The sequence below is a fragment of the Streptomyces sp. SGAir0957 genome (assembly GCF_043523415.1).
On the sequence record NZ_CP027293.1, the window covers coordinates 3,042,284 to 3,064,542 of the forward strand.

20 protein-coding genes are annotated in these 22,259 nt (G+C 71.4%); 11 read left to right on the forward strand and 9 right to left on the reverse strand.

The features are described from left to right. Window positions 1-500: 500 nt before the first annotated feature. On the forward strand, window positions 501-1,289 hold the full coding sequence (locus tag C1N81_RS18520) for a protein phosphatase 2C domain-containing protein (RefSeq protein ID WP_394430492.1): 789 nt from the start codon (window positions 501-503) through the stop codon (window positions 1,287-1,289). A gap of 75 nt (window positions 1,290-1,364) precedes the next feature. On the opposite strand, the gene C1N81_RS18525 is transcribed toward C1N81_RS18520, so the two are convergent. Further along, a complete protein-coding gene (locus C1N81_RS18525) occupies window positions 1,365-1,877 on the reverse strand; it encodes a MarR family winged helix-turn-helix transcriptional regulator (RefSeq protein ID WP_394438043.1) in 513 nt (170 codons plus the stop codon). 276 nt (window positions 1,878-2,153) lie between these two features. On the opposite strand from C1N81_RS18525, the gene C1N81_RS18530 reads away from it, so the two are divergent. Then, the gene (locus tag C1N81_RS18530; RefSeq protein ID WP_394430493.1) at window positions 2,154-2,975 is read left to right on the forward strand and encodes a lysozyme; all 822 of its coding nucleotides are present in this window, start codon (window positions 2,154-2,156) and stop codon (window positions 2,973-2,975) included. 48 nt (window positions 2,976-3,023) lie between these two features. On the opposite strand, the gene C1N81_RS18535 is transcribed toward C1N81_RS18530, so the two are convergent. Continuing rightward, a complete protein-coding gene (locus tag C1N81_RS18535) occupies window positions 3,024-3,296 on the reverse strand; it encodes a winged helix-turn-helix domain-containing protein (RefSeq protein WP_394430495.1) in 273 nt (90 codons plus the stop codon). A 346-nt stretch (window positions 3,297-3,642) separates the two neighbouring features. Between C1N81_RS18535 and C1N81_RS18540 the strand changes: the two genes are divergently transcribed. Continuing rightward, window positions 3,643-3,912, forward strand: a complete 270-nt coding sequence (locus C1N81_RS18540; protein ID WP_394430497.1) for a hypothetical protein — start codon at window positions 3,643-3,645, stop codon at window positions 3,910-3,912. A gap of 63 nt (window positions 3,913-3,975) precedes the next feature. Here C1N81_RS18540 and lon read toward each other — a convergent pair whose 3' ends face one another. Further along, window positions 3,976-6,393 carry an endopeptidase La gene (gene lon / locus C1N81_RS18545; protein WP_394430499.1) on the reverse strand — a complete coding sequence of 806 codons (2,418 nt, stop codon included), beginning with the start codon at window positions 6,391-6,393 and terminating at the stop codon, window positions 3,976-3,978. 169 nt (window positions 6,394-6,562) lie between these two features. On the opposite strand from lon, the gene C1N81_RS18550 reads away from it, so the two are divergent. Next, window positions 6,563-7,705 (forward strand): DUF3626 domain-containing protein, encoded by a 1,143-nt coding sequence (locus tag C1N81_RS18550; RefSeq protein ID WP_394430501.1) that lies wholly within the window; start codon window positions 6,563-6,565, stop codon window positions 7,703-7,705. On the opposite strand, the gene C1N81_RS18555 is transcribed toward C1N81_RS18550, so the two are convergent. Beyond that, window positions 7,608-8,396 (reverse strand): rhomboid-like protein, encoded by a 789-nt coding sequence (locus C1N81_RS18555; RefSeq protein WP_394438045.1) that lies wholly within the window; start codon window positions 8,394-8,396, stop codon window positions 7,608-7,610. The genes C1N81_RS18550 and C1N81_RS18555 overlap by 98 nt on opposite strands. A gap of 179 nt (window positions 8,397-8,575) precedes the next feature. On the opposite strand from C1N81_RS18555, the gene C1N81_RS18560 reads away from it, so the two are divergent. The 5 genes from C1N81_RS18560 (at window position 8,576) to C1N81_RS18580 (ending at window position 15,547) form a co-directional block, all read left to right on the forward strand. Next, complete coding sequence (locus C1N81_RS18560; RefSeq protein ID WP_394430503.1) at window positions 8,576-9,262, forward strand: spermidine synthase family protein; 687 nt, start codon at window positions 8,576-8,578, stop codon at window positions 9,260-9,262. A 95-nt stretch (window positions 9,263-9,357) separates the two neighbouring features. Then, window positions 9,358-10,095 (forward strand): response regulator transcription factor, encoded by a 738-nt coding sequence (locus C1N81_RS18565; RefSeq protein ID WP_361064207.1) that lies wholly within the window; start codon window positions 9,358-9,360, stop codon window positions 10,093-10,095. After that, window positions 10,092-11,234: a HAMP domain-containing sensor histidine kinase gene (locus tag C1N81_RS18570; RefSeq protein ID WP_394430505.1), complete on the forward strand. Its 1,143-nt coding sequence runs from the start codon at window positions 10,092-10,094 to the stop codon at window positions 11,232-11,234. The genes C1N81_RS18565 and C1N81_RS18570 overlap by 4 nt, the downstream gene beginning before the upstream one ends. A 234-nt stretch (window positions 11,235-11,468) precedes the next feature. Further along, on the forward strand, window positions 11,469-15,293 hold the full coding sequence (locus C1N81_RS18575; RefSeq protein ID WP_394430507.1) for a multifunctional oxoglutarate decarboxylase/oxoglutarate dehydrogenase thiamine pyrophosphate-binding subunit/dihydrolipoyllysine-residue succinyltransferase subunit: 3,825 nt from the start codon (window positions 11,469-11,471) through the stop codon (window positions 15,291-15,293). A 68-nt stretch (window positions 15,294-15,361) separates the two neighbouring features. After that, the gene (locus C1N81_RS18580; protein WP_030207192.1) at window positions 15,362-15,547 is read left to right on the forward strand and encodes a DUF6104 family protein; all 186 of its coding nucleotides are present in this window, start codon (window positions 15,362-15,364) and stop codon (window positions 15,545-15,547) included. Window positions 15,548-15,610: 63 nt separating this feature from the next. Here C1N81_RS18580 and C1N81_RS18585 read toward each other — a convergent pair whose 3' ends face one another. Continuing rightward, window positions 15,611-16,447 carry a hypothetical protein gene (locus C1N81_RS18585; protein ID WP_394430509.1) on the reverse strand — a complete coding sequence of 279 codons (837 nt, stop codon included), beginning with the start codon at window positions 16,445-16,447 and terminating at the stop codon, window positions 15,611-15,613. Window positions 16,448-16,611: 164 nt separating this feature from the next. Between C1N81_RS18585 and C1N81_RS18590 the strand changes: the two genes are divergently transcribed. Together C1N81_RS18590 and C1N81_RS18595 are read left to right on the forward strand one after the other, a co-directional pair. Further along, window positions 16,612-17,532 (forward strand): DUF4097 family beta strand repeat-containing protein, encoded by a 921-nt coding sequence (locus C1N81_RS18590; RefSeq protein ID WP_394430511.1) that lies wholly within the window; start codon window positions 16,612-16,614, stop codon window positions 17,530-17,532. A gap of 1 nt (window position 17,533) precedes the next feature. Then, the gene (locus tag C1N81_RS18595; RefSeq protein WP_394430512.1) at window positions 17,534-18,568 is read left to right on the forward strand and encodes a helix-turn-helix transcriptional regulator; all 1,035 of its coding nucleotides are present in this window, start codon (window positions 17,534-17,536) and stop codon (window positions 18,566-18,568) included. Window positions 18,569-18,675: 107 nt separating this feature from the next. Here C1N81_RS18595 and C1N81_RS18600 read toward each other — a convergent pair whose 3' ends face one another. The 4 genes from C1N81_RS18600 to C1N81_RS18615 form a co-directional block, all read right to left on the reverse strand. Then, complete coding sequence (locus C1N81_RS18600) at window positions 18,676-19,233, reverse strand: Clp protease N-terminal domain-containing protein (protein ID WP_394438048.1); 558 nt, start codon at window positions 19,231-19,233, stop codon at window positions 18,676-18,678. Continuing rightward, window positions 19,233-19,442, reverse strand: a complete 210-nt coding sequence (locus C1N81_RS18605) for a helix-turn-helix domain-containing protein (RefSeq protein WP_394430514.1) — start codon at window positions 19,440-19,442, stop codon at window positions 19,233-19,235. The genes C1N81_RS18600 and C1N81_RS18605 overlap by 1 nt, the downstream gene beginning before the upstream one ends. Before the next feature lie 193 nt (window positions 19,443-19,635). Then, window positions 19,636-20,598, reverse strand: coding sequence for a zinc-binding dehydrogenase (locus tag C1N81_RS18610; protein ID WP_394430516.1), 963 nt, complete (start codon window positions 20,596-20,598; stop codon window positions 19,636-19,638). 175 nt (window positions 20,599-20,773) lie between these two features. Next, window positions 20,774-21,997 carry an NAD(P)-dependent malic enzyme gene (locus C1N81_RS18615; RefSeq protein WP_394430518.1) on the reverse strand — a complete coding sequence of 408 codons (1,224 nt, stop codon included), beginning with the start codon at window positions 21,995-21,997 and terminating at the stop codon, window positions 20,774-20,776. Window positions 21,998-22,259 lie beyond the last annotated feature (262 nt).

A 22,259-nucleotide genomic window follows, 5' to 3' on the forward strand; every position in this document is an offset into this window, starting at 1 on the left:
CCGCCCCTTCGCGGGGGACGGCGCGGCCGCTTGTGTCGCGGAGGGGTCCGATTCCGTTATCGAGGGGGCCGATTCCAAGCCACCCGCACCCTCCGGCCCACCTGTCCCGCTGGCCACATCACTGCCGGAGGTGTTCCGCACCTGGTGCTCGCATTCCTGACTCGTCCTACCCATGGGCGCAGGTGACGGTCCGACAACCCACGCGCCCCTCTGGCATGGCTCCTGACCATTCCAGTGCCCGTGTGCAGGGGGCGCACATCACCCTGCCCGCCACCCGAAGGAGTGAACATCGAGCGGGAGTTGGGGAGCAAGTTCCTCCGGCACCGTGTCGCCGCGCGCGCGGGGTGCCGGTTGGACGTCTTCCACAGGCTTTGAAAAGATGCCCCGCCACGCTCCGACGGAGTAGATCATTCCGCCCTAAAACAGGCGCCCGACCTGCTCGTACGGCCTGATCCGCCCGGACTGGGCCCGCATCCGCGCCCCTCGTGCAGACTGGCCGAATGCGCATCGAACTGGCCACCGAACCCGGCACTCAGGACCGCCCGAACGAGGACTACGCATCGGTCGCGGTTCCGGCCTCCGGACAGGGCGGCACCCTGGTCGTCCTCGACGGTGTCACGCCTCCGACCGGCGACGACGGCTGTCTGCATTCCGTCCATTGGTTCACGGCGCGGCTGGGCGGCGCACTCGCCGAACTGTCCGCTTCGCGCCCTGATATGACGTTGCGTGACATCCTCGCGGCGGCGCTCACCCGCACCGCCGACGCACACCGCGTGACCTGTGACCTTTCTCACCCGCGCACGCCTCAGGCAACCGTCGTGCTCGCCCGCTGGGACGCGGAACACGTCGCCCACCTGGTGCTGTCCGACTCCGCGCTGCTGGTCGAGGCGCCGGACGGCACGGTCACGGCGCTGCTCGACGACCGCCTCGACCGGGTCCCCCGCGCGCATCTCGTCTCCGACGCGGTGGCGGACGCGACCGCGCGCAACAAGGAGGGCGGGTTCTTCACGGCCGCCGCCGACCCAGCGGTGGCGGCCCGCGCGGTGACCGGCACGCTCCCCCGCTCCGAGGTCCGCGCACTCGCCGCACTGACCGACGGGGTGACGCGCTGGGTGGAGAAGTTCAGGGAGGGCGACTGGCCCGACCTGTTCGCCCTCATCCGGAAGGAGGGCGCGGAGGCGACGGTGGCCCGGGTCCGGGCACTGGAGTCGGCGGACGCGCAGACCCGTACGTATCTGCGCCGCGGCAAGACTCACGACGACGCCACGCTGGTATACGCCGAGTTGTGACATCTCAGCCCCTCCGGCGATTGAGGAGCGGGGTCCGGGCAGAGCCCCGTGAGGTTGCCCCCAGCGGGCCGGCCGCTACTCAGCCCCCGCATTCAACTGGTGCAGCAGCCGGGCCAGTTCGGCAACCTCCACCCGATCCCAGCCCGCGAGCTGCCGCACGTACCGCTCACGCCGAGCATCCCGAACCCGCCCGAAGTCCACGCGGCCGCGCTCGGTGAGGGAGATGAGCCAGGCGCGCCCGTCGGCCGGGTCGGGCTCCCGGGAGACGAAGCCCAGCTCCTCCAGGGCGCGCAGCTGCCGGCTCATCGTGGCCTTGCCGACGCCGATGTACGCGGCGAGTTCGGTGGCCCGCTGCGCCCCGCACTCCTCCAGGCGCACGAGCAGCCCGTACGCGGCCGGTTCGAGGTCGGGGTGGACCTCGCGGGCCATCTCGCCGGAGGAGGCGCGGGCGCGGCGCAGAAAGACGGTCAGTTCCCGTTCGAGGGACAGGAATTCTTGATCCACACCGCGGTCCACACCACTTCGCCCCGGCGTGGAATTCCCGCCGCGTTCGGCGGCGCGCCGCTCGCTGTTCCCGTCTTCGTGCACGTCAGCACCCATGGCCAGAGTTTCCCCGGGTTTCCCAGTTCTGAAAGTTTTCGCCAATCGCGGCAATCACCGCAGCTCCGTCAGTATTTCGCAGGAGTAGACCAACGGCGGCATCCGGACCTCTTCCCTCCCCCGGGTCTACATGCGTAGCGTCGTGCATGGCATGTCCACACCAGCAGCATTCCCTTCCCCACGACGTGCCGACAGGTCGCACACCCAGCACAGGTCCCCGATCAGCGCCTCGCTGGTCCCCCACGGCCTTCATGGAGGCATGCAATGCCCGTGCACAGACCCGGTTCCCGCAAGCGTAGAAGCATCGCCGCCGGCGCCTTGTTCGCCGCGCTCTCCCTCCTCCTCGCCCTGCCCAGCTCCGCGCAGGCCGCCGACGTGCCCGCCCGCGGCACGGCCCACCTGGGCATGGGCGTCGCCGCGCACGACGGCGACACCGGCCGGGGCCCGGTCGGCCGCGCCACCCAGACCGAGGGCGTCGACGTCAGCAGCCACCAGGGCAACGTGGCCTGGTCGACCCTGTGGAGCAGCGGCGTGAAGTGGGCCTACACGAAGGCCAGCGAAGGCACGTACTACACCAACCCGTACTTCGCGCAGCAGTACAACGGCTCCTACAACGTGGGCATGATCCGCGGCGCCTACCACTTCGCGACGCCCGACACCACGAACGGCGCCACGCAGGCCAACTACTTCGTGGACCACGGCGGCGGCTGGTCCCAGGACGGCAAGACGCTGCCCGGCGTGCTCGACATCGAGTGGAACCCGTACGGCGCCGCCTGCTACGGCAAGACGGCCGCGGGCATGGTGACGTGGATCCGCGACTTCGTGAACCAGTACAAGGCCCGCACCGGCCGTGACGCCGTGATCTACACGGCGACGAGCTGGTGGACGCAGTGCACGGGCAACTCCAGCGCGTTCGGCTCGACCAACCCGCTGTGGGTGGCCCGGTACGCCTCCGACGTGGGCACGCTGCCGGCGGGCTGGGGCTTCTACACGATGTGGCAGTACACATCGAGCGGCCCGACGGTCGGCGACCACAACAAGTTCAACGGCGCGCTCGACCGCGTCCAGGCGCTCGCCAACGGCTGAGCACGCGCACGGTTCAGCGGGGGTGCGCCCGATTCGGGCGGGCCCCCGCTACTTGCTTTTCGGCCCCTCGGGCATGGCGATGACGAACGTCCCCTTGGCCGGGACGGTCTCGACGATCCCCTGTTCGCGCAGGTGGCGGATGGCGCGGCGCAGGGTGTTGATCGCCACTCCGTAGCGCTTGGACAGCTCGGGTTCCGAGGCCAGTGTCGTGTCGACCGGAATGACGCCGGAGCGGATCTCCTCGCAGATGTGCTCCGCGATCTGTACGTACACGTAGACCCGCGAGCGCGGGTTGGGCTGCCACTCGTCGATCTCGGCCATGTCCGAACGATAGATGCGCAGGACCGAACCCGGCTATTACATGTACAGCCATTAAACGCCATCCATGGTCAGCTAAAGCTATAGCTCTGCATCCCGAGTCATAAGTGGCGTACCGTCCCTGCGTAGAGAAAGACCCCCGCGACCGCTGACACGGCCCGGGGGCATGGCCAACCTGAAGGAAGCAGGCCGACATGGCTCACGCTATCGCCCGCGTTCTCCGCCCACTGATGCGTTTCCTGAACCCGCCAAGCGCCCCAGCATCCGTACCGGCACCGGCGCCACCCCCACCCGGCATCTACTACGGCCCGCGCACGATCCACGGCCGTACGCGGGTGTGGGCCGCCGCATGAACCTCACCTACCGCCTCCCCTGGACCGCCCCCGACGGCAAGACCTGCTACGTCGTCCCGGAGGTACCCGGACGACCGGCGGACGGTCCGGCCGGGCGGCGGGCCGCCGAGATCGCCTCCATCCAGCTCGCCATGGCCGATGAACTTCTGGGCCACGCCACCACCATGCTCGCGGACCGGGCGTCGGACCGGGAGGAGCTGCGCTATCTCGGCCGGTGTCTCACGGACTGCCTGACCGACGTCGTACGGCTCGCCCGGAGACCCTGAGCCGACGACCAAGAGGCCCGGGTTCCGTACGGAACCCGGGCCTCCGGCAACCGACCGCGTCCGTCACGCCGCGACCGGAACCTCCAGGTCCGCCGAGGCGGAGGCGGGCGCGAGGGCCAGTTCGAGCACCTGGCGGACATCCGTCACCGGGTGCACGTCCAGCTTCTCCAGGACCTCGGCGGGGACGTCGTCCAGGTCCGCCTCGTTCCGCTTGGGGATGATCACCGTGGTGATCCCGGCCCGGTGCGCGGCGAGCAGCTTCTGCTTCACGCCGCCGATGGGCAGGACCCGGCCGGTCAGCGAGACCTCACCGGTCATCGCCACATCCGTACGGACCAGGCGCCCGCTGAGCAGGGAGGCGAGGGCGGTCGTCATGGTGACGCCCGCGCTCGGCCCGTCCTTGGGCACGGCGCCCGCCGGGAAGTGGATGTGCACGCCGCGCTCCTTCAGGTCGGCGACGGGCAACTCCAGCTCGGCCCCGTGGGAGCGCAGGAAGGAGAGGGCGATCTGCGCGGACTCCTTCATGACGTCGCCGAGCTGACCGGTGAGGGTCAGGCCCGCCGCGCCCGTCTCCGGGTCGGCCAGGGACGCCTCGACGAAGAGGACGTCGCCACCGGCGCCGGTCACCGCGAGCCCGGTCGCGACACCCGGCACCGCCGTGCGCCGCTCCGCCGGGTCCTGGGCGGACTCGGGCACATGGTGCGGGCGCCCGATCAGATCGCGCAGGTCGGCGTCGGTCACCGTGAACGGCAGTTCCCGCTCACCGAGTTCGTGCTGGGCCGCGACCTTGCGGAGCAGCCGGGCGACGGAGCGCTCCAGGTTACGGACACCGGCCTCCCGGGTGTACTCGCCCGCGAGCTTGCGCAGCGCGCTCTCGTCGAGGGTGACCTCGTCCTTCTCCAGACCGGCCCGCTCCAGCTGGCGCGGGAGCAGGTGGTCGCGGGCGATGACGACCTTCTCGTCCTCGGTGTAGCCGTCGAGCCGGACCAGCTCCATGCGGTCGAGCAGCGCCTCGGGGATGGCTTCCAGGACGTTGGCCGTCGCGAGGAAGACCACATCGCTCAGGTCGAGCTCGACCTCCAGGTAGTGGTCGCGGAACGTGTGGTTCTGCGCCGGGTCGAGGACTTCGAGCAGGGCCGCGGCCGGGTCGCCGCGGAAGTCGGAGCCGACCTTGTCGATCTCGTCGAGCAGGACCACCGGGTTCATCGACCCGGCCTCCTTGATGGCCCGCACGATGCGGCCCGGCAGGGCACCCACGTACGTACGGCGGTGGCCGCGGATCTCCGCCTCGTCGCGGACGCCGCCGAGGGCGACGCGGACGAACTTGCGGCCCATCGCGTGCGCCACGGACTCACCCAGCGAGGTCTTGCCGACGCCGGGCGGGCCGACGAGGGCGAGCACCGCGCCGCCGCGACGGCCGCCGACGACACCGAGGCCGCGGTCGCTGCGCCGCTTGCGCACGGCCAGGTACTCGGTGATGCGCTCCTTCACGTCCTCAAGGCCCGCGTGCTCGGCGTCGAGGATCTCCTGGGCGCCCTTGATGTCGTAGGCGTCCTCGGTGCGCTCGGTCCACGGCAGTTCGAGGACGGTGTCGAGCCAGGTGCGGATCCAGGAGCCCTCGGGGGACTGATCGCTGGAGCGCTCCAGCTTCTCGACCTCCTTGAGGGCGGCCTCACGGACCTTCTCGGGCAGGTCGGCGGCCTCGACGCGGGCGCGGTAGTCGTCGGACTCCTCGCCCTCGGCCTCGCCGTTCAGCTCGCGCAGCTCCTTGCGGACCGCGTCGAGCTGGCGCCGCAGCAGGAACTCGCGCTGCTGCTTGTCGACGCCTTCCTGCACGTCCTTGGCGATCGACTCGGCGACGTCCTGCTCGGCCAGGTGCTCGCGCAGCTGCTCGGTGGCGAGCTTGAGGCGGGCGACCGGGTCCGCGGTCTCCAGGAGTTCGACCTTCTGGTCGGTGGTGAGGAACGGCGAGTAGCCGGAGTTGTCGGCAAGGGCGGACACGTCGTCGATCTGCTGGACGCGGTCCACGACCTGCCAGGCGCCGCGCTTCTTCAGCCAGTTCGTGGCAAGGGCCTTGTACTCCTTGACCAGCTCGGTCACGGCACCCGGCAGCGGCTCGGGCACCTCTTCCTCGACGGTCAGGCCCTCCACCCACAGGGCGGCGCCGGGCCCGGTGGTACCCGCGCCGATGCGCACGCGGCCGCGGCCGCGGATCAGGGCGCCGGGGTCGCCGTCGGCGAGGCGGCCCACCTGCTCGACGGTGCCGAGCACGCCGGTGTTCGCGTACGTGCCGTCGATCCGCGGAACAAGCAGCACCTTCGGCTTGCTGTCGCCGGTGGACCGGGCGGCGGCCTGGGCGGCCTCCACCGCGGCGCGTACGTCGGTGTCGTTCAGGTCCAGGGGCACGACCATGCCGGGCAGCACGACCTCGTCGTCGAGCGGCAGCACGGGCAAGGTGAGCGGTGTGGACGTCGAAGCCATGATCTCCCCTTCGGCATTCAAGTTGAGCTATGTGGACTCAATGCTTGGGTGCCCCCGGATGTTCCCGAGCCCGCGTTCGCTCTCAGCGATCACATGCCAAGCACCGGGGCACGACGCTCTGACCGGAAACTCTTTGCCCCGCCCGTCCGCACCGCTCGATACTGCGGCGATGACCGCCCCCGCCATCCCGCCCACGGCCTCGCTCACGACCCCACTGACCAGCGCCCAGGAAGCCGCCCTGCGGCACGTGCGGGCGGCGGGGAGCGCGGGCCGCGCTGCCGCGCTCGAACGGCTGCGGCGCCACGGCGTCCCGCCCGAGGCGGCCGACGCGCTCGTCGGCACCCTGCGCACCCACGCGCGCGTGACGCTCAACTTCCACCCCGACCGGCTGCTCGCGGACGGGCGCACCACGGTCGCCGACCGGCTCGCCGCCGACGGCCGGTACCGGGGGCAGTACGAGACGGGCCTGTCGAACGGCAGCCGCAGCGCGCACCCCGGCGGCCTGCGCGACGGCTGGGAGGAGACGCTGTTCGGCGGCGCGTACACGGGTGCCGCCGACGGTGAGCGCCCCAAGTACGGCGCGCTGAACCTGGCCCGCCATCCGGACGGGGCCGCGCCCCGCTTCGGCTCCTGCCATGTGCGGCTGCGCCCCGAGGTGAGCGCGCGGGCCTCCTTCTGCTTCGGCGACAGCCACGTCGGCCCCGCCGATCTCGGCACCTGCGACGCCCTGCTCCCCGTACTCGCCGCGCTGGTGGCGGACGCGGCGGCGAGCGGTCAGTCGCTCGGGGTGGCGGACGCCGACCCGGTCACCGTGATCCGCGGGCTGCCCCACCCGGCGACACCCCGCACGGTCGGCCGCTCCCTCGACTTCTACGTGGAGGCGCAGGTGCACGGGGACGTGGACCTGCGCAGGGACGCGGAGGCGCTCGTCCTCGACCCGTCGTTCCGCGCCACCCGCACCGCCGGCCTGCTCACCGGGCTCGGGGTCCCCGTGGAGTGGCACCCCGGGTACACGCTGCGCCCCGAGGGTCGGGACGCCGACCTCGCGGACTTCCGCGGGCCCGCGCTGCCCGCGGTCACCGCGCGCGTGGCGGCGGAGTTCGGCGAGGACGGCGGCGTGGACGCGGCCGCTGTCGGCCGGGCCGCCGCGCACGCGGTCGGGTCACCGGAGAGCTGGGCCGCGTACGGGACGCCGGACGAGGTGGCGCAGTACCTCAAGCAGGTGTGGCACTGCGTCGTGCGGTTCGGGGCGAGTCCGCCGGGACGCCGGGGGTCCGGCTCCGGCGGCGGCGCAGCAGCGGCCAGGCCGTGACGCCGATCCCCAGGGCGAGGAGATGGCCCCAGCTCGTCATCGGATCGGTGAACGTGAGCAGGTCGCCGACCAGCATCGCGCCGAAGACGACGAGCACGGCGTAGCGCGGCCACGGGGTGAGCAGCCCCGCGAGCGCCCCGATGCTGGCGGCGAGGCCGAAGCTGACGCCGTAGTCCAGGCGGTGCAGGGAGCTGTCGGGGAGGTGGCCCGCCATCACCGAGAGGCCGACGGGGACCTCGGTGGCCAGGGTCGCGAGGACATGGCCGAGCACGAAGACGGCGGCGGTGCGCAGACCCCCCGTGCGCCGTTCGAGGGCGGTCAGCACGACCGCGAACGCGACCATGAACGGTGAGGCGATACCGCCCACGACCCACAGCGCGCTGGCCGTCAGCACCAGCACCGGCGACTGAGCAAGATGAGTGACATCGGTGCTGGACTCCTGGAGCGCACGGGAGACCGTGGCCGGGTCGGCGAACTCCGTGAAGAGGGACGTGCCGATCAGGACGAGGACGTACGTGAAGGTGAAGGGCGTGCCGGCCGGGGTGGGCAGCAGCCGCAGGAGCCGGCGGCGGCGCGGCGCGCGCCGCTCCGGCGCGGCCTCGGCGGCGGGCGGTCCCGCCTGGGCCGGGACGCCGTGCAGCGCTGGCCGGGGCGGGGCCCCGGGGACGGGCGCCGTCCCGTCGTCGACCATCGCGCCCGTTTTCACGCAAGACACCCCTTATTGCACGCTTCACGATTCACTGCGGCCTCAAATGTGACTGGTTTCACAGCAACCTCACAGATGCCGCTCGCGTCCGCACCAGTCACGTCTTCCCTCTCCTGTCCCGTAAACCCCCCGCCATGCGTCCATGAGCCCGGGAGAATGCCCGTATGTCCGACAGCATTCTCACGGAGCGGCCCGCAGTCCTGGACCGCCGCACGGGCCCGCACGGCGAGGTCGTCCTGCGCCGCCACGGCGATCTGCTCCAGATCATCGCCAACGGCACCTTCCTCATGGACACCTCCGACGGCCGCTCCGAGCGGCTGCTCGTCGACGCGGCGCTCGCCGCGCTGCCGCCGGAGCGCCCCGCCCCCAGCCTGCTCATCGGCGGCCTCGGCGTCGGCTTCTCCCTGGCGCACGCGGCGGCGGAGCCGCGCTGGGGCCGCATCGCCGTGGTCGAGCGGGAGCGGGCGATCATCGACTGGCACCGCGAAGGAGCGCTGCGGCCGCTGTCCGCCGAGGCGCTCGCCGACCCCCGTACGGAGATCGTCGAGGCCGACCTCGTCCGGCATCTGCACGAGACGCCCCGTACCTACGACGCGCTCTGCCTCGATATCGACAACGGGCCGGACTGGACCGTCACGGAGGACAACGACAGCCTCTACTCCCCCGCCGGGCTCGCCGCTTGCCGCGCCCGGCTCCACCCCGGCGGCGTGCTCGCCGTCTGGTCCGCACAGCCCTCCGCAAATTTCGAAGGAACCTTGCGGAATGCCGGATTCCGGGCGGTCCGCACCGAAGAGATCCCCGTTGTCCGAGGCGTACCCGACGTGGTGCACCTCGCAGTAAGGGCCGCGTAGCCGACCGGCGGTAACTCCCCGTACGCTGACGTCCGAAACCCAGATCATTCAAGCGTCAAGCGCACCAGGACCGGTGCGCATTCAGGGGCGGGGCGATGGAGCAGACACACACCTCCCACAACGGAAGCACGGCGACCCCGGGCGCCCAGCGCCGGGTTCTGGTCGTCGAGGACGACCCCACGATCGTGGACGCCATCGCCGCCCGGCTACGGGCCGAGGGATTCCTCGTGCAAACCGCACAGGACGGCCCCTCGGCGGTCGACACGGCCGAGGCCTGGCAGCCCGACCTGCTGATCCTCGACATCATGCTGCCCGGCTTCGACGGCCTGGAGGTCTGCCGCCGCGTACAGGCGCAGCGGCCGGTGCCCGTCATGATGCTGACCGCCCGGGACGACGAGACGGACATGCTCGTCGGGCTCGGTGTCGGCGCCGACGACTACATGACCAAGCCGTTCTCCATGCGCGAGCTGGCCGCGCGGGTGCACGTGCTGCTCCGCCGGGTCGAGCGGGCGGCCCTCGCCGCCGCGACCCCGCGCAGCGGCATCCTGCGCCTCGGCGAGCTGGAGATCGACCACGCGCAGCGCCGGGTCCGGGTCAGGAGCGAGGACGTGCACCTCACCCCGACCGAGTTCGACCTCCTCGTCTGCCTCGCGAACACCCCGCGCGCGGTCCTCTCCCGCGAGCAGCTGCTCGCCGAGGTGTGGGACTGGGCCGACGCCTCCGGCACCCGGACCGTCGACAGCCACATCAAGGCGCTGCGCCGCAAGATCGGCGCCGAGCGCATCCGCACCGTGCACGGTGTCGGCTACGCGCTGGAGACGCCGACGCCATGAGCGGCGGGGACCGGACACCGCACGCCCGCGCCGCGCGACCGCACCCCATCGGCCCGCACTGGGCGACGGGCGGTCTGCGCCCCTTCTCGATCAAGGCGAAGCTCGGCACGCTCGTCGTCGTCTCCGTCTTCATCACCACGGGCCTGATCATGGTCGCGATGTACACGGCGACGGAGCTGCGCTTCATCACCGTGTTCTCGATCATCGCGACGCTGCTCATCACGCAGTTCGTGGCGCACAGCCTCACCGCGCCGCTCGACGAGATGAGCACGGTGGCCCGCTCCATCTCCAACGGCGACTACACGCGCCGGGTCCGCGGCGCCGACCGCCGCGACGAGCTGGGCGACCTCGCGGTGACCATCAACCGCATGGCCGACGAGCTGGCCGCACAGGACCTCCAGCGCAAAGAGCTGGTCGCCAACGTCTCGCACGAGCTGCGCACCCCCATCGCGGGGCTCCGCGCGGTCCTGGAGAACGTGGTGGACGGCGTCATGGCCGCCGACCCCGAGACGATGCGCACGGCCCTCAAACAGACGGAGCGCCTCGGCCGCCTCGTCGAGACCCTCCTCGACCTGTCCCGCCTGGACAACGGCGTGGTGCCGCTCAAGGCGCGCCGCTTCGAGGTCTGGCCGTACCTGTCGGGCGTGCTCAAGGAGGCGAACATGGCGGTGTCCCAGCGCGCCGGCATCGCCTCCGGCTCCGGCACCCACACGCGTACGGACGTCCACCTGCATCTGGACGTCTCGCCGCCGGAGCTCACGGGCCACGCCGACCCCGAGCGCATCCACCAGGTCGTGGCGAACCTCATCGACAACGCGGTGAAGCATTCCCCGCCGCACGGCCGCGTCACCGTCCGCGCGCGACGCGGTCTCACGCCCGACTCGCTCGAGCTGGAAGTGCTCGACGAGGGGCCCGGTATCCCCGAGTCCGAATGGCACCGGGTGTTCGAGCGTTTCAACCGGGGCAACGCCGGACACTCGGCGAAGGGCAAGGGTGACGGTGGCACGGGTCTCGGCCTGGCCATCGCCCGCTGGGCCGTGGACCTGCACGGCGGCCGGATCGGTGTGGCCGAATCGGAGCGCGGCTGCCGGATCAAGGTCACTCTTCCGGGACAAGCCGGGTCCGCAAAGTTGACGTAGGGTTTCGGTCAGGCGGAGGTCAAGCCGCGCCCAGTCGCACCCCGTGCGCCGGGCGCGCGATCGAACGTACCGAAACCCCGGTTGTTTCCCGCCATTTCGCGGCCCGAAACCCGATCTCCAGTGTGACTTACGCGACGGATCACCGGCCCGGCCTGCACGTCCCGCTGATGGAGGCGTAGCCTTTATTCCCGCTGTCCATCACCTTGTGAGAAGCGGAAGAGGGCGGTTACCGCCGTGTCGCCACAGTCCCCCAGTAACTCGACCACCGAGACCGACCAAACCGAGCAGGGCAAGAGCCCTGCCGCGGGCTTCGGTCCCAATGAGTGGCTCGTCGACGAGATCTATCAGCAGTACCTCCAGGACCCGAACTCGGTCGACCGAGCCTGGTGGGACTTCTTCGCCGACTACAAGCCCGGTGCCGCAGCCACGGGGGCTGCGCCGACCGCGCCGCCGGCCCAGAAGGCCGAAACCCCGGCCCCCGCCGCACCGGCCGAGGCCGCTCACGCCGCGCCGGCGCCCGCGAAGGCTCCCGAGCCCGCGAAGCCCGCCGCGGCTCCCGCGCAGCCGGCGCAGACCGCGCAGCCGGCCCAGACCGCGCAGCCGGCCCAGAAGGTGCCCGCCGCGAAGGCCGCCCCCGCTCCCGCCGCCCCCGCTCCGAAGAAGGCTGAACAAGTGACGACCGAGGCCCCCACCGGCCCCGAGCTCGTGACGCTGCGCGGTCCCGCCGCCGCCGTCGCGAAGAACATGAACGCCTCCATCGAGGTCCCCACGGCCACGTCCGTGCGCGCCGTCCCGGTGAAGCTGCTGTTCGACAACCGCATCGTCATCAACAACCACCTCAAGCGCGCCCGCGGCGGGAAGATCTCCTTCACGCACCTCATCGGGTACGCGATGGTGCAGGCCATCAAGGCCATGCCGTCGATGAACTACTCCTTCGCGCAGAAGGACGGCAAGCCGACCCTGGTCAAGCCGGAGCACATCAACTTCGGCCTCGCGATCGACCTCGTGAAGCCCAACGGCGACCGCCAGCTGGTCGTCGCGGGCATCAAGAAGGCCGAGACGCTGAATTTCTTCGAGTTCTGGCAGGCCTACGAGGACATCGTCCGCCGCGCCCGTGACGGCAAGCTCGGCATGGACGACTTCACCGGCGTCACGGTCTCCCTGACCAACCCCGGCGGCCTCGGCACCGTGCACTCCGTGCCGCGTCTGATGCCCGGCCAGTCGGTCATCATGGGCGTCGGCTCGATGGACTACCCGGCGGAGTTCCAGGGCACCTCCCAGGACACCCTGAACAAGCTCGGCATCTCGAAGGTCATGACGCTCACGTCGACCTACGACCACCGGGTCATCCAGGGCGCCGCCTCCGGCGAGTTCCTGCGCATCGTCGCGAACCTCCTCCTGGGCGAGCAGGACTTCTACGACGAGATCTTCAAGGCGCTGCGCATCCCCTACGAGCCGGTCCGCTGGCTCAAGGACATCGACGCCTCGCACGACGACGACGTCACCAAGGCCGCCCGCGTCTTCGAGCTGATCCACTCCTACCGGGTCCGCGGCCACGTCATGGCCGACACCGACCCGCTGGAGTACCAGCAGCGCAAGCACCCCGACCTGGACATCACCGAGCACGGCCTCACCCTGTGGGACCTGGAGCGCGAGTTCGCCGTCGGCGGCTTCGCCGGCAAGTCGATGATGAAGCTGCGCGACATCCTCGGCGTGCTGCGCGACTCGTACTGCCGCACCACCGGCGTCGAGTTCATGCACATCCAGGACCCCAAGCAGCGCAAGTGGATCCAGGACCGCATCGAGCGCGCCCACTCCAAGCCGGAGCGCGAGGAGCAGCTGCGCATCCTGCGCCGCCTGAACTCGGCCGAGGCGTTCGAGACGTTCCTGCAGACGAAGTACGTCGGCCAGAAGCGCTTCTCCCTGGAGGGCGGCGAGTCCGTCATCCCGCTGCTCGACGCGGTCATCGACTCCGCCGCCGAGGCCCGCCTCGACGAGGTCGTCATCGGCATGGCCCACCGCGGCCGGCTGAACGTGCTGGCCAACATCGTCGGCAAGTCCTACGCGCAGATCTTCCGCGAGTTCGAGGGCAACCTCGACCCGAAGTCGATGCACGGCTCCGGCGACGTCAAGTACCACCTGGGCGCCGAGGGCACCTTCACCGGCCTGGACGGCGAGCAGATCAAGGTCTCCCTCGCCGCCAACCCGTCCCACCTGGAGACGGTCGACCCGGTCATCGAGGGCATCACCCGCGCCAAGCAGGACATCATCAACAAGGGCGGCACGGACTTCACCGTCCTGCCCGTCGCCCTGCACGGTGACGCGGCCTTCGCGGGCCAGGGTGTGGTCGCCGAGACGCTCAACATGTCGCAGCTGCGCGGCTACCGCACGGGCGGCACGGTCCACATCGTCATCAACAACCAGGTCGGCTTCACCGCCGCCCCGGAGTCCTCGCGCTCCTCCATGTACGCCACCGACGTGGCCCGCATGATCGAGGCGCCGATCTTCCACGTGAACGGTGACGACCCGGAGGCCGTCGTCCGCGTCGCGCGTCTGGCCTTCGAGTTCCGCCAGGCGTTCAACAAGGACGTCGTCATCGACCTCATCTGCTACCGCCGCCGCGGTCACAACGAGTCGGACAACCCGGCGTTCACGCAGCCGCTGATGTACGACCTGATCGACAAGAAGCGCTCGGTGCGCAAGCTCTACACCGAGTCCCTCATCGGTCGCGGCGACATCACCCTGGAAGAGGCCGAGCAGGCGCTCCAGGACTTCCAGGGCCAGCTGGAGAAGGTCTTCACCGAGGTCCGCGAGGCCGTCGCGCAGCCGAGCGAGGCGCCCATCTCCGACCCGCAGGCCGAGTTCCCCGTGCCGGTGCAGACGGCGATCTCCCAGGAGGTCGTCAAGCGCATCGCCGAGTCCCAGGTCAACATCCCGGACAACGTCACGGTGCACCCGCGCCTGCTGCCGCAGCTGCAGCGCCGCGCCGCGATGATCGAGGACGGGACGATCGACTGGGGCATGGGCGAGACCCTCGCCGTCGGCTCCCTGCTCCTGGAGGGCACCCCGGTGCGCCTCTCGGGCCAGGACTCGCGCCGCGGCACCTTCGGCCAGCGCCACGCGGTCCTCATCGACCGGGAGACCGGCGAGGACTACACGCCGCTGCTCTACCTCTCGCCCGACCAGGCGCGGTACAACGTCTACGACTCGCTGCTCTCCGAGTACGCGGTCATGGGCTTCGAGTACGGCTACTCGCTCGCGCGCCCCGAGTCCCTCGTCATGTGGGAAGCGCAGTTCGGTGACTTCGTCAACGGCGCGCAGACGGTCGTCGACGAGTACATCTCGGCCGCCGAGCAGAAGTGGGGCCAGACCTCCGGCGTCACGCTGCTCCTCCCGCACGGCTACGAGGGCCAGGGCCCGGACCACTCCTCGGCCCGTGTCGAGCGCTTCCTCCAGCTGTGCGCGCAGAACAACATGACGGTGGCCATGCCCACCCTCCCGTCGAACTACTTCCACCTCCTGCGGTGGCAGGTGCACAACCCGCACCACAAGCCGCTGGTGGTCTTCACCCCGAAGTCGATGCTGCGCCTCAAGGCCGCCGCGTCGAAGGTGGAGGAGTTCACCTCGGGCGGCTTCCGTCCGGTCATCGGCGACGACTCGGTGGACGCCAACGCGGTCCGCAAGGTCGTCTTCGTGGCGGGCAAGCTGTACTACGACCTCGAGGCCGAGCGGAAGAAGAGCGGTCACACCGACACCGCGATCATCCGCGTCGAGCGCCTGTACCCGCTGCCGGGCACCGAGCTCCAGGCGGAGATCGCCAAGTACCCGAACGCCGAGAAGTACCTGTGGGCGCAGGAGGAGCCGGCGAACCAGGGTGCCTGGCCGTTCATCGCCCTCAACCTGATCGACCACCTGGACCTGGCCGTCGGTGCCGACATCCCGGGCGCCGAGCGCCTGCGGCGCATCTCGCGCCCGCACGGCTCGTCCCCCGCGGTCGGCTCCGCCAAGCGCCACCAGGCCGAGCAGGAGCAGCTCGTGCGCGAGGTGTTCGAGGCGTAGGCGTCCCGGACGCTGCTCAGGGCCGCATCCCCGTCAGGGGGTGCGGCCCTGCCGCATATCCTGGGGGTATGTACTTCACGGACCGTGGCATCGAAGAGCTGGAGAAGCGGCGCGGCGAGGAGGAAGTCACCTTCGAGTGGCTCGCCGAGCAGCTCCGTACGTTCGTCGATCTCAACCCGGACTTCGAGGTGCCGGTGGAGCGCCTCGCGACATGGCTGGCCCGCCTGGACGACGACGAGGACGACGAGGAATAGGTCCGTCTTCCCGGTCTTACCGGTCTTACGGGTCTTACCGGTCTTACGGGCGTCGGTCCGGCGTCAGTCGCGGGCCGCGCGCACCCTGTCGTACGCGAGTCCGAGCACGCCGTGCACGAGCAGCAGGCCGCCGGCCGTGAGCCAGCCGCCGCTGCGCCGCCGCAGACCGAGCACGGTGAGCGGCACCCCGGCCGCGAGCTGGGCGGCGGCCAGACAGCGCCCCTTCGGGCCACGCATCCAAGGGCCGATGCCGGTGGTCTCCACGACGTCCAGCTCGGCGTGGACGGCGTCCCGCCAGCCCGGCCACTCGACGGTCTCCGCGCCGCCCTGGGCGAGCGCGGCCTCGCGCAGCCGGTCGGCCGGTTCGCCCGGGGCGAGGCCCGGCGGCAGGGTCAGACCGGTGCGGGTGAGGACCGCGAGCAGGCCGCGCAGCCGGGCGCGGGCGTCGGCCTCGGTGTCGGGCGTGGTCAGCACGTCGAGGGACTGCATGTCGAGCACCGGGTCGAGGCCCAGGCGGGCGGCGAAGGTGCGCATGGCCTCCTCCTCGCCGACCGGCGTGCCGTTCGCGAGCCACTCGTAGCCGACGGGGCGCCGGAAGCCGGACGCGAGCGTGAAGCCGCTGCGGTCGGCGTCCCACCAGAGGGCCAGCACCGGCCAGGGCGCGCCGACGGCGAGCGCGCCCGCCCAGCCGCCGAGTACCCGGTCCACGACCTCGCTGGGGTCGCCGCCGCCGTCCGTCGCGGCCCGCCACGGCTCGCCCTCGGGCACGAGCACGCTCCATTCCGCCCCGGCGCGGGTGAGCAGCATCCGCTGGCGGAGCAGTTGGGCGGCGGGGCCGACGACGTCGGGTTCGGCGCGGCAGAGCAGCAGGGCACCGGTGGCGGATCGCGGGGACGGCATGGCTCCACGCTAAGACAGTTTGCCCGCTTTTCACCACACATGACCCGAAGGTTCCGGGACAGCTGCCGCACGATTCCGTGACAGTCTTGACTTTCCGTAGCCGCGATATATCGTGTTGAGCAGAGGACGCGATATGGCGCGTTCGCTCCGGAGGAGGTCGCACCATGTCCGAGTGGTCCGTCGCGGAGCCGCGGAAGCTCGCCTTCGACGAGCGGGTGACGGCCCTGCACGTACGCATCGTGAACGGCACGGTGAACGTGGTGGGCACGGAGGAGGGCTCCGCCCGCCTCGAGGTGTCGGAGATCGAGGGGCCGCCGCTGCGCGTCACGCTGGAGGGCGGCACGCTCACGGTCGCCTATGACGACCTTCCCTGGAAGAACTTCCTCAAGTGGCTCGACCGCAAGGGCTGGCACCGCAGCGCGGTCGTCTCGCTCGCCGTGCCGAGCGGCACCCGGGTGGAGCTGGGCGCGGTGGGCGCGGGCGCCGTCGTCTCCGGCATCGAGGGCCGCACCGAGGTGAAGAGCGTCACCGGCGACACCACGCTGGTCGGTGTCACGGGCCCGGTGCGCACCAGCACGGTCTCCGGCGGCGTCGAGGCACAGGCGGTCACCGGCGACCTCCGGTTCCACTCGGTCTCCGGCGACCTGACCGTCCTGGAGGGCTCCGGCTCGTCCCTGAAGGCGGACACCGTCAGCGGTTCGATGATCGTGGACCTGGATCCGGCGGGCCCCACGGACGTCGCCCTGACGAGCGTCTCCGGCGAGGTGGCCATCCGCATCCCGCACCCGGCGGACACCGAGGTCGAGGCGAACACCGCGAGCGGGGCGGTCTCCAACGCCTTCGAGGGGCTCCGCGTCTCCGGCCAGTGGGGCGCCCACAAGATCGCCGGCCGCCTCGGCGCGGGCACCGGCACCCTGAAGGCGACCACGGTCTCCGGCTCGATCGCGCTGCTGCGCAGGCCGCCGGGCGAGGACGACGAACCCGCCGCCCCTGCGCCCGGCGACGACGCCGCCGATGCGGCTGCCGACGCCGACACCAGCGCCTCCGCCTCCGCCGCCGCTCCCGCCGACAAGAAGGTGCTCTGACATGCCTCCCGTCTTCGCCCACGGCCGTCTGCGCCTCTACCTCCTCAAGCTCCTCGACGAGGCGCCGCGCCACGGTTACGAGGTGATCCGCCTCCTGGAGGAGCGCTTCCAGGGGCTCTACGCGCCGTCGGCGGGCACGGTCTACCCGCGCCTGGCGAAGCTGGAGTCCGAGGGCCTGGTCACCCACACCACCGAGGGCGGCCGCAAGGTGTACGCGATCACCGACGCGGGCCGCGCCGAGCTGGCCGACCGCAGCGGTGAACTGGCCGACCTGGAGCTGGAGATCCGCGAGTCCGTCGCCGAGCTGGCCGCGGAGATCCGGGACGACGTGCGCGGCGCGGCGGGCGACCTGCGCCGCGAGGTCCGCGCGGCCGCCTCCCAGACGCGCGGCACCCGTGGCGGCCCGGTGCCGGACCTGAGCGACCTCATGGACCTCACCGACAAGGAGTCCTGGCGCACCGCCAAGGAGGAGCTGCGCCGCGCGAAGCAGGAGTGGAAGGAGCAGGCGCGGCGCGCGAAGGACGAGAGCCGCCGGGCCCGCGAGGAGGCCCAGCGGGCGCGCCGCCAGGCCAAGGAGACACAGGACAAGGTGCGGGCGCAGGCGCAGGACGAGTTCCAGCGCATGGCCAAGCGGGTGCAGGACCAGGTGCAGGACCACTTCGCGCGGGGCGACTGGCCGACGGGCGTGCGGGAGGGGCTGTCCGAGCTCGCCAAGGAGTTCGGCGAGTTCGGCAGGAACTTCGGCAAGGACTTCGGGGCACCGGCTGCGGCCCCGGCCCCGGGCCCAGACGCGGAGCCCGCGTACCGTCCGGCGTCGGACAAGGTGGCGGCGGAGTACGTCCCGTCCTGGACGACGGAGGACTCCACCGGCGACCCGGCCCGCGACCTGGACCGCCTCCTCGACCGCTTCAGGGACGACATCCGCGACACGGCCCGCGACCACGGAGTCACCGAGGACCAGGTACGAGCGGCCAGGACCCACCTGTCGGAGGCGGCGACCCGCATCACGGGGTTGCTGCGGACGCCGAAGGTCTGACCCGGAAGTCGGCGGGGCGAGGGCTCAGCACCGGTGGCTGGCGGGGCTGGAACCCGGCGCCGGAGGCGGGACCGGGGTTTGGACCCGGAAGGCGGCGGGGCCGGGGCTCAGCCGGTCGCCGCCTCGCCGCCCCCGTAGAGCACCCGCTCCACCCCCGGCACCGTCACCCCGTGCCCGGCCAGGGCCTCGCTCGCGATGCCGGGGCGGGCCGCCAGCGCGAGCAGGAGGTGTTCGTCGCCGATCGCGCGGTCGTGGTGGGCCAGGGCCATGCGGAGGGACGACTCCAGGACGCCCTTGGCCTCCTTGGTGAAGGGGCGCCGCCCGCCGAGGCGACGGTTCCCGCTCAGCGCCCCGACGCCATGGGCCTCCTCGACGCGGGCGACGATCTCGTCCACGTCGATCCCCAGCCCGGCCAGGGCTTCCGTGTCGGCCTGGCTGAGCCCGGCCCGGCGGCGCGCGGCGCGCAGCGCCTCGCCGATCGAGGCCCGCCTGCCCTCGGCGTCCGCGCCGAGCGCGCCCAGGGCGAAGGAGCCCCGGGTGCCGCGGGCGTCGAGGATCGCGAGGAGCAGGTGTCCCTCGTCGATGTGCGGGGCGCGTTCGCGTTCCGCGTGGGTGACGGCGCCTTTGACCACGTCACGGGCGCCCTGGGTGAACCGCTCGAACATCATCGCCTCCCGTACTTCTTGTGCACGGCCTGTCGGCTGACTCCGAGCTCGGCCGCGATCTCCTGCCACGACCAGCCCTGTTGGCGCGCGTTGCGCACCTGTACCGCTTCCAGTTGCTCGAGCAGCCGTCGCAGCGCGGCGACGGAGCGCAGCCCGACGCGCGGGTCGCGGGCGCCCGCCTGCTCGGCGAGATCTGTAGCCTCGGTCATGCTGTCAATGTAGGTTGACAGCGCCGCCGACGTCAACCGGAGTTGACAAGGGCGACATGAAAAAGGGGCGCCACAGCGCCCCTTCCCGATGACCTCCGGCCCCGCCTACCTGCTCAGACGACCAGGCGGCCAGGCGGCCAGGCGGCCAGGCGGTCAGGCGGCCAGGCGGCCAGGCGGCCAGGCGGTCAGGCGGTCAGACGGTCAGCACGACCTTTCCGAACAGCTCCCCGCCCGCCATCTTCTCGAACCCTTCCCGCGCCCGGTCCAGCGGCAGCGTCTCGTCGATGACGGGCCGCACCCCGGTCGCCGCGCAGAAGGCCAGCAGGTCCTCCAGCTCGTCCTTGGAGCCCATCGTCGAGCCGACGACCTTGAGTTCGAGGAAGAAGATGCGGTTCAGCTCGGCGGACTTCGGGCTGGGTCCACTGGTCGCGCCGGAGATGACCAGCGTGCCGCCGGGCTTGAGCGACTTGACGGAGTGCGACCAGGTCGCGGCGCCGACCGTCTCGATCACGGCGTCCACCCGCTGCGGCAGCCGCGCCCCGGACTCGACGGCCTCGACGGCGCCCAGCTCAAGCGCGCGCTTGCGCTTGGCCTCGTCGCGGCTGGTGGCGAAGACCCGTAGCCCGGCGGCCTTGCCGAGGACGATCGCGGCCGTGGCGACACCGCCGCCCGCACCCTGCACGAGCACCGAATCGCCGGGACGCACGCCCGCGTTGGTGAAGAGCATCCGGTAGGCGGTCAGCCAGGCCGTCGGCAGGCACGCGGCCTCCTCGAAGGAGAGCTCCTTGGGCTTGGGCAGCACGTTCCACTCGGGGACGGTGACCTGCTCGGCGAAGGTGCCCTGGTACTTCTCGGTGAGGATGGAGCGGCCTTCGCGGGGCCCGACCCCGTAACCGGTCTGCCCGATGACGGAGTGGAGCACGACCTCGTTGCCGTCGCGGTCGATGCCGGCGGCATCGCAGCCCAGGATCATGGGCAGCGCCTCCTCGCCGAGCCCGACGCCGCGCAGGGACCAGAGGTCGTGGTGGTTGAGGGAGGCGGCCTTGACGTTCACGGTGGTCCAGCCGGGCCGGTCCCGGGGGGCGGGCCGCTCCCCCAACTCCAGGCCGTTCAGCGGCTGGTCACGGTCGATGCGGGCGGCATAGGCGGCGAACATGACCTTGACGATAGGCGTCGGGCACGGGCCGGGGAACCACCTCCGCCTGTGACACACGTCCTGTGGACACCGTGACAAGCGGGCAGACGGGCAGGCGGGCAGACGGGCAAGCAAGGAAGCAAGGAAGCAAGGAAAAGGCCCCGCCGTCGGCGGGGCCTTTTTCACGAACCAACGCTCAGCGTCGCGCGACACCCTCGGCCCGAGCAGCCGCCGCCACGGCCGCCGTCACCGCGGGAGCGACCCGCTCGTCGAACGGCGACGGGATGACGTACTCGGCGGAGAGGTCGTCGCCGACCACGGAGGCCAGCGCCTCGGCCGCGGCGATCTTCATCGTCTCGGTGATCCGCGAGGCCCGGACCTGCAGCGCGCCCGCGAAGATCCCCGGGAACGCCAGCACGTTGTTGATCTGGTTCGGGAAGTCCGAGCGCCCGGTCGCGACGACGGCCGCGTACTTGTGGGCGACGTCGGGGTGCACCTCGGGATTCGGGTTGGCCATCGCGAAGACGAAGGCGCCCGGCGCCATCGAGGCGACCGCGGCCTCGGGGACCGTACCGCCGGAGACGCCGATGTAGACGTCGGCGCCCGCGAGGGCGTCCTCCAGGGAGCCGGTGAGACCGGCCTTGTTGGTGATCTCCGCCAGCTCGCGCTTGACCGCGGTGAGGTCCTCGCGGTCGCGGCTGACGATGCCCTTGCGGTCGGTGACCGCGACGTCGCCGAGCCCCGCCTCGAGGAGGAACTTGGCGATGGCGACACCCGCCGCACCGGCGCCGGAGATCACGGCGCGCAGCTCACCGAGCGTGCGGCCGCTGAGCCGGGCCGCGTTCTTCAGCGCGGCGAGGGTGACCACGGCCGTGCCGTGCTGGTCGTCGTGGAAGACCGGGATGTCGAGCTTCTCCTGGAGCCTGCGCTCGATCTCGAAGCAGCGCGGCGCCGAGATGTCCTCCAGGTTGACGCCGCCGAAGGACGGGGCGAGCCGGACGACGGTGTCGACGATCTCGTCCACGTCGGTCGTCGCGAGGGCGAGCGGCACCGCGTCCACGCCGCCGAACTGCTTGAAGAGAATGGCCTTGCCCTCCATCACCGGGAGGGACGCCTCGGGGCCGATGTCACCGAGGCCGAGCACGGCGGTGCCGTCGGTGACGACGGCCACGACGCTCGACTTCCACGTGTAGTCGTGGACGAGCTCCGGCTGCTCCGCGATCGCGCTGCACACCTTCGCGACGCCGGGCGTGTACGCCAGGGACAGGTCGTCCTTGTCACGGACCGGCACGGTGGCCTGCACGGCCATCTTGCCGCCCCGGTGCAGTGCGAACGCCGGATCGAAGGGATCGGCGAGGTCGCTGCTGCCTTCGGTGCCGGTACCGCTGTCGCTGCGAGGATTGACGATCTCCGCTGCCACTTGTCTTACCCCTTAAATTCTGAATCAGGTGAGGGTGTCCGCTCCTGGTTGAGGAGCGGGCGGGCACCGCGTACGCCCCAGTCGGTTCCTGTGGGGGAACCGCCGCACAGGTGCGTACACGACGGGCGCGCCGCACGCGCGCCCTGAGCCCCGGATGAGGGGTGTAAAGAACCTTCTTACCCGACGGAGCAGGGTGCGGACGACCCCATACGTGATCGATCACAGCCCGGTGACATGACTCATAGCCGAATATGTGGACAAG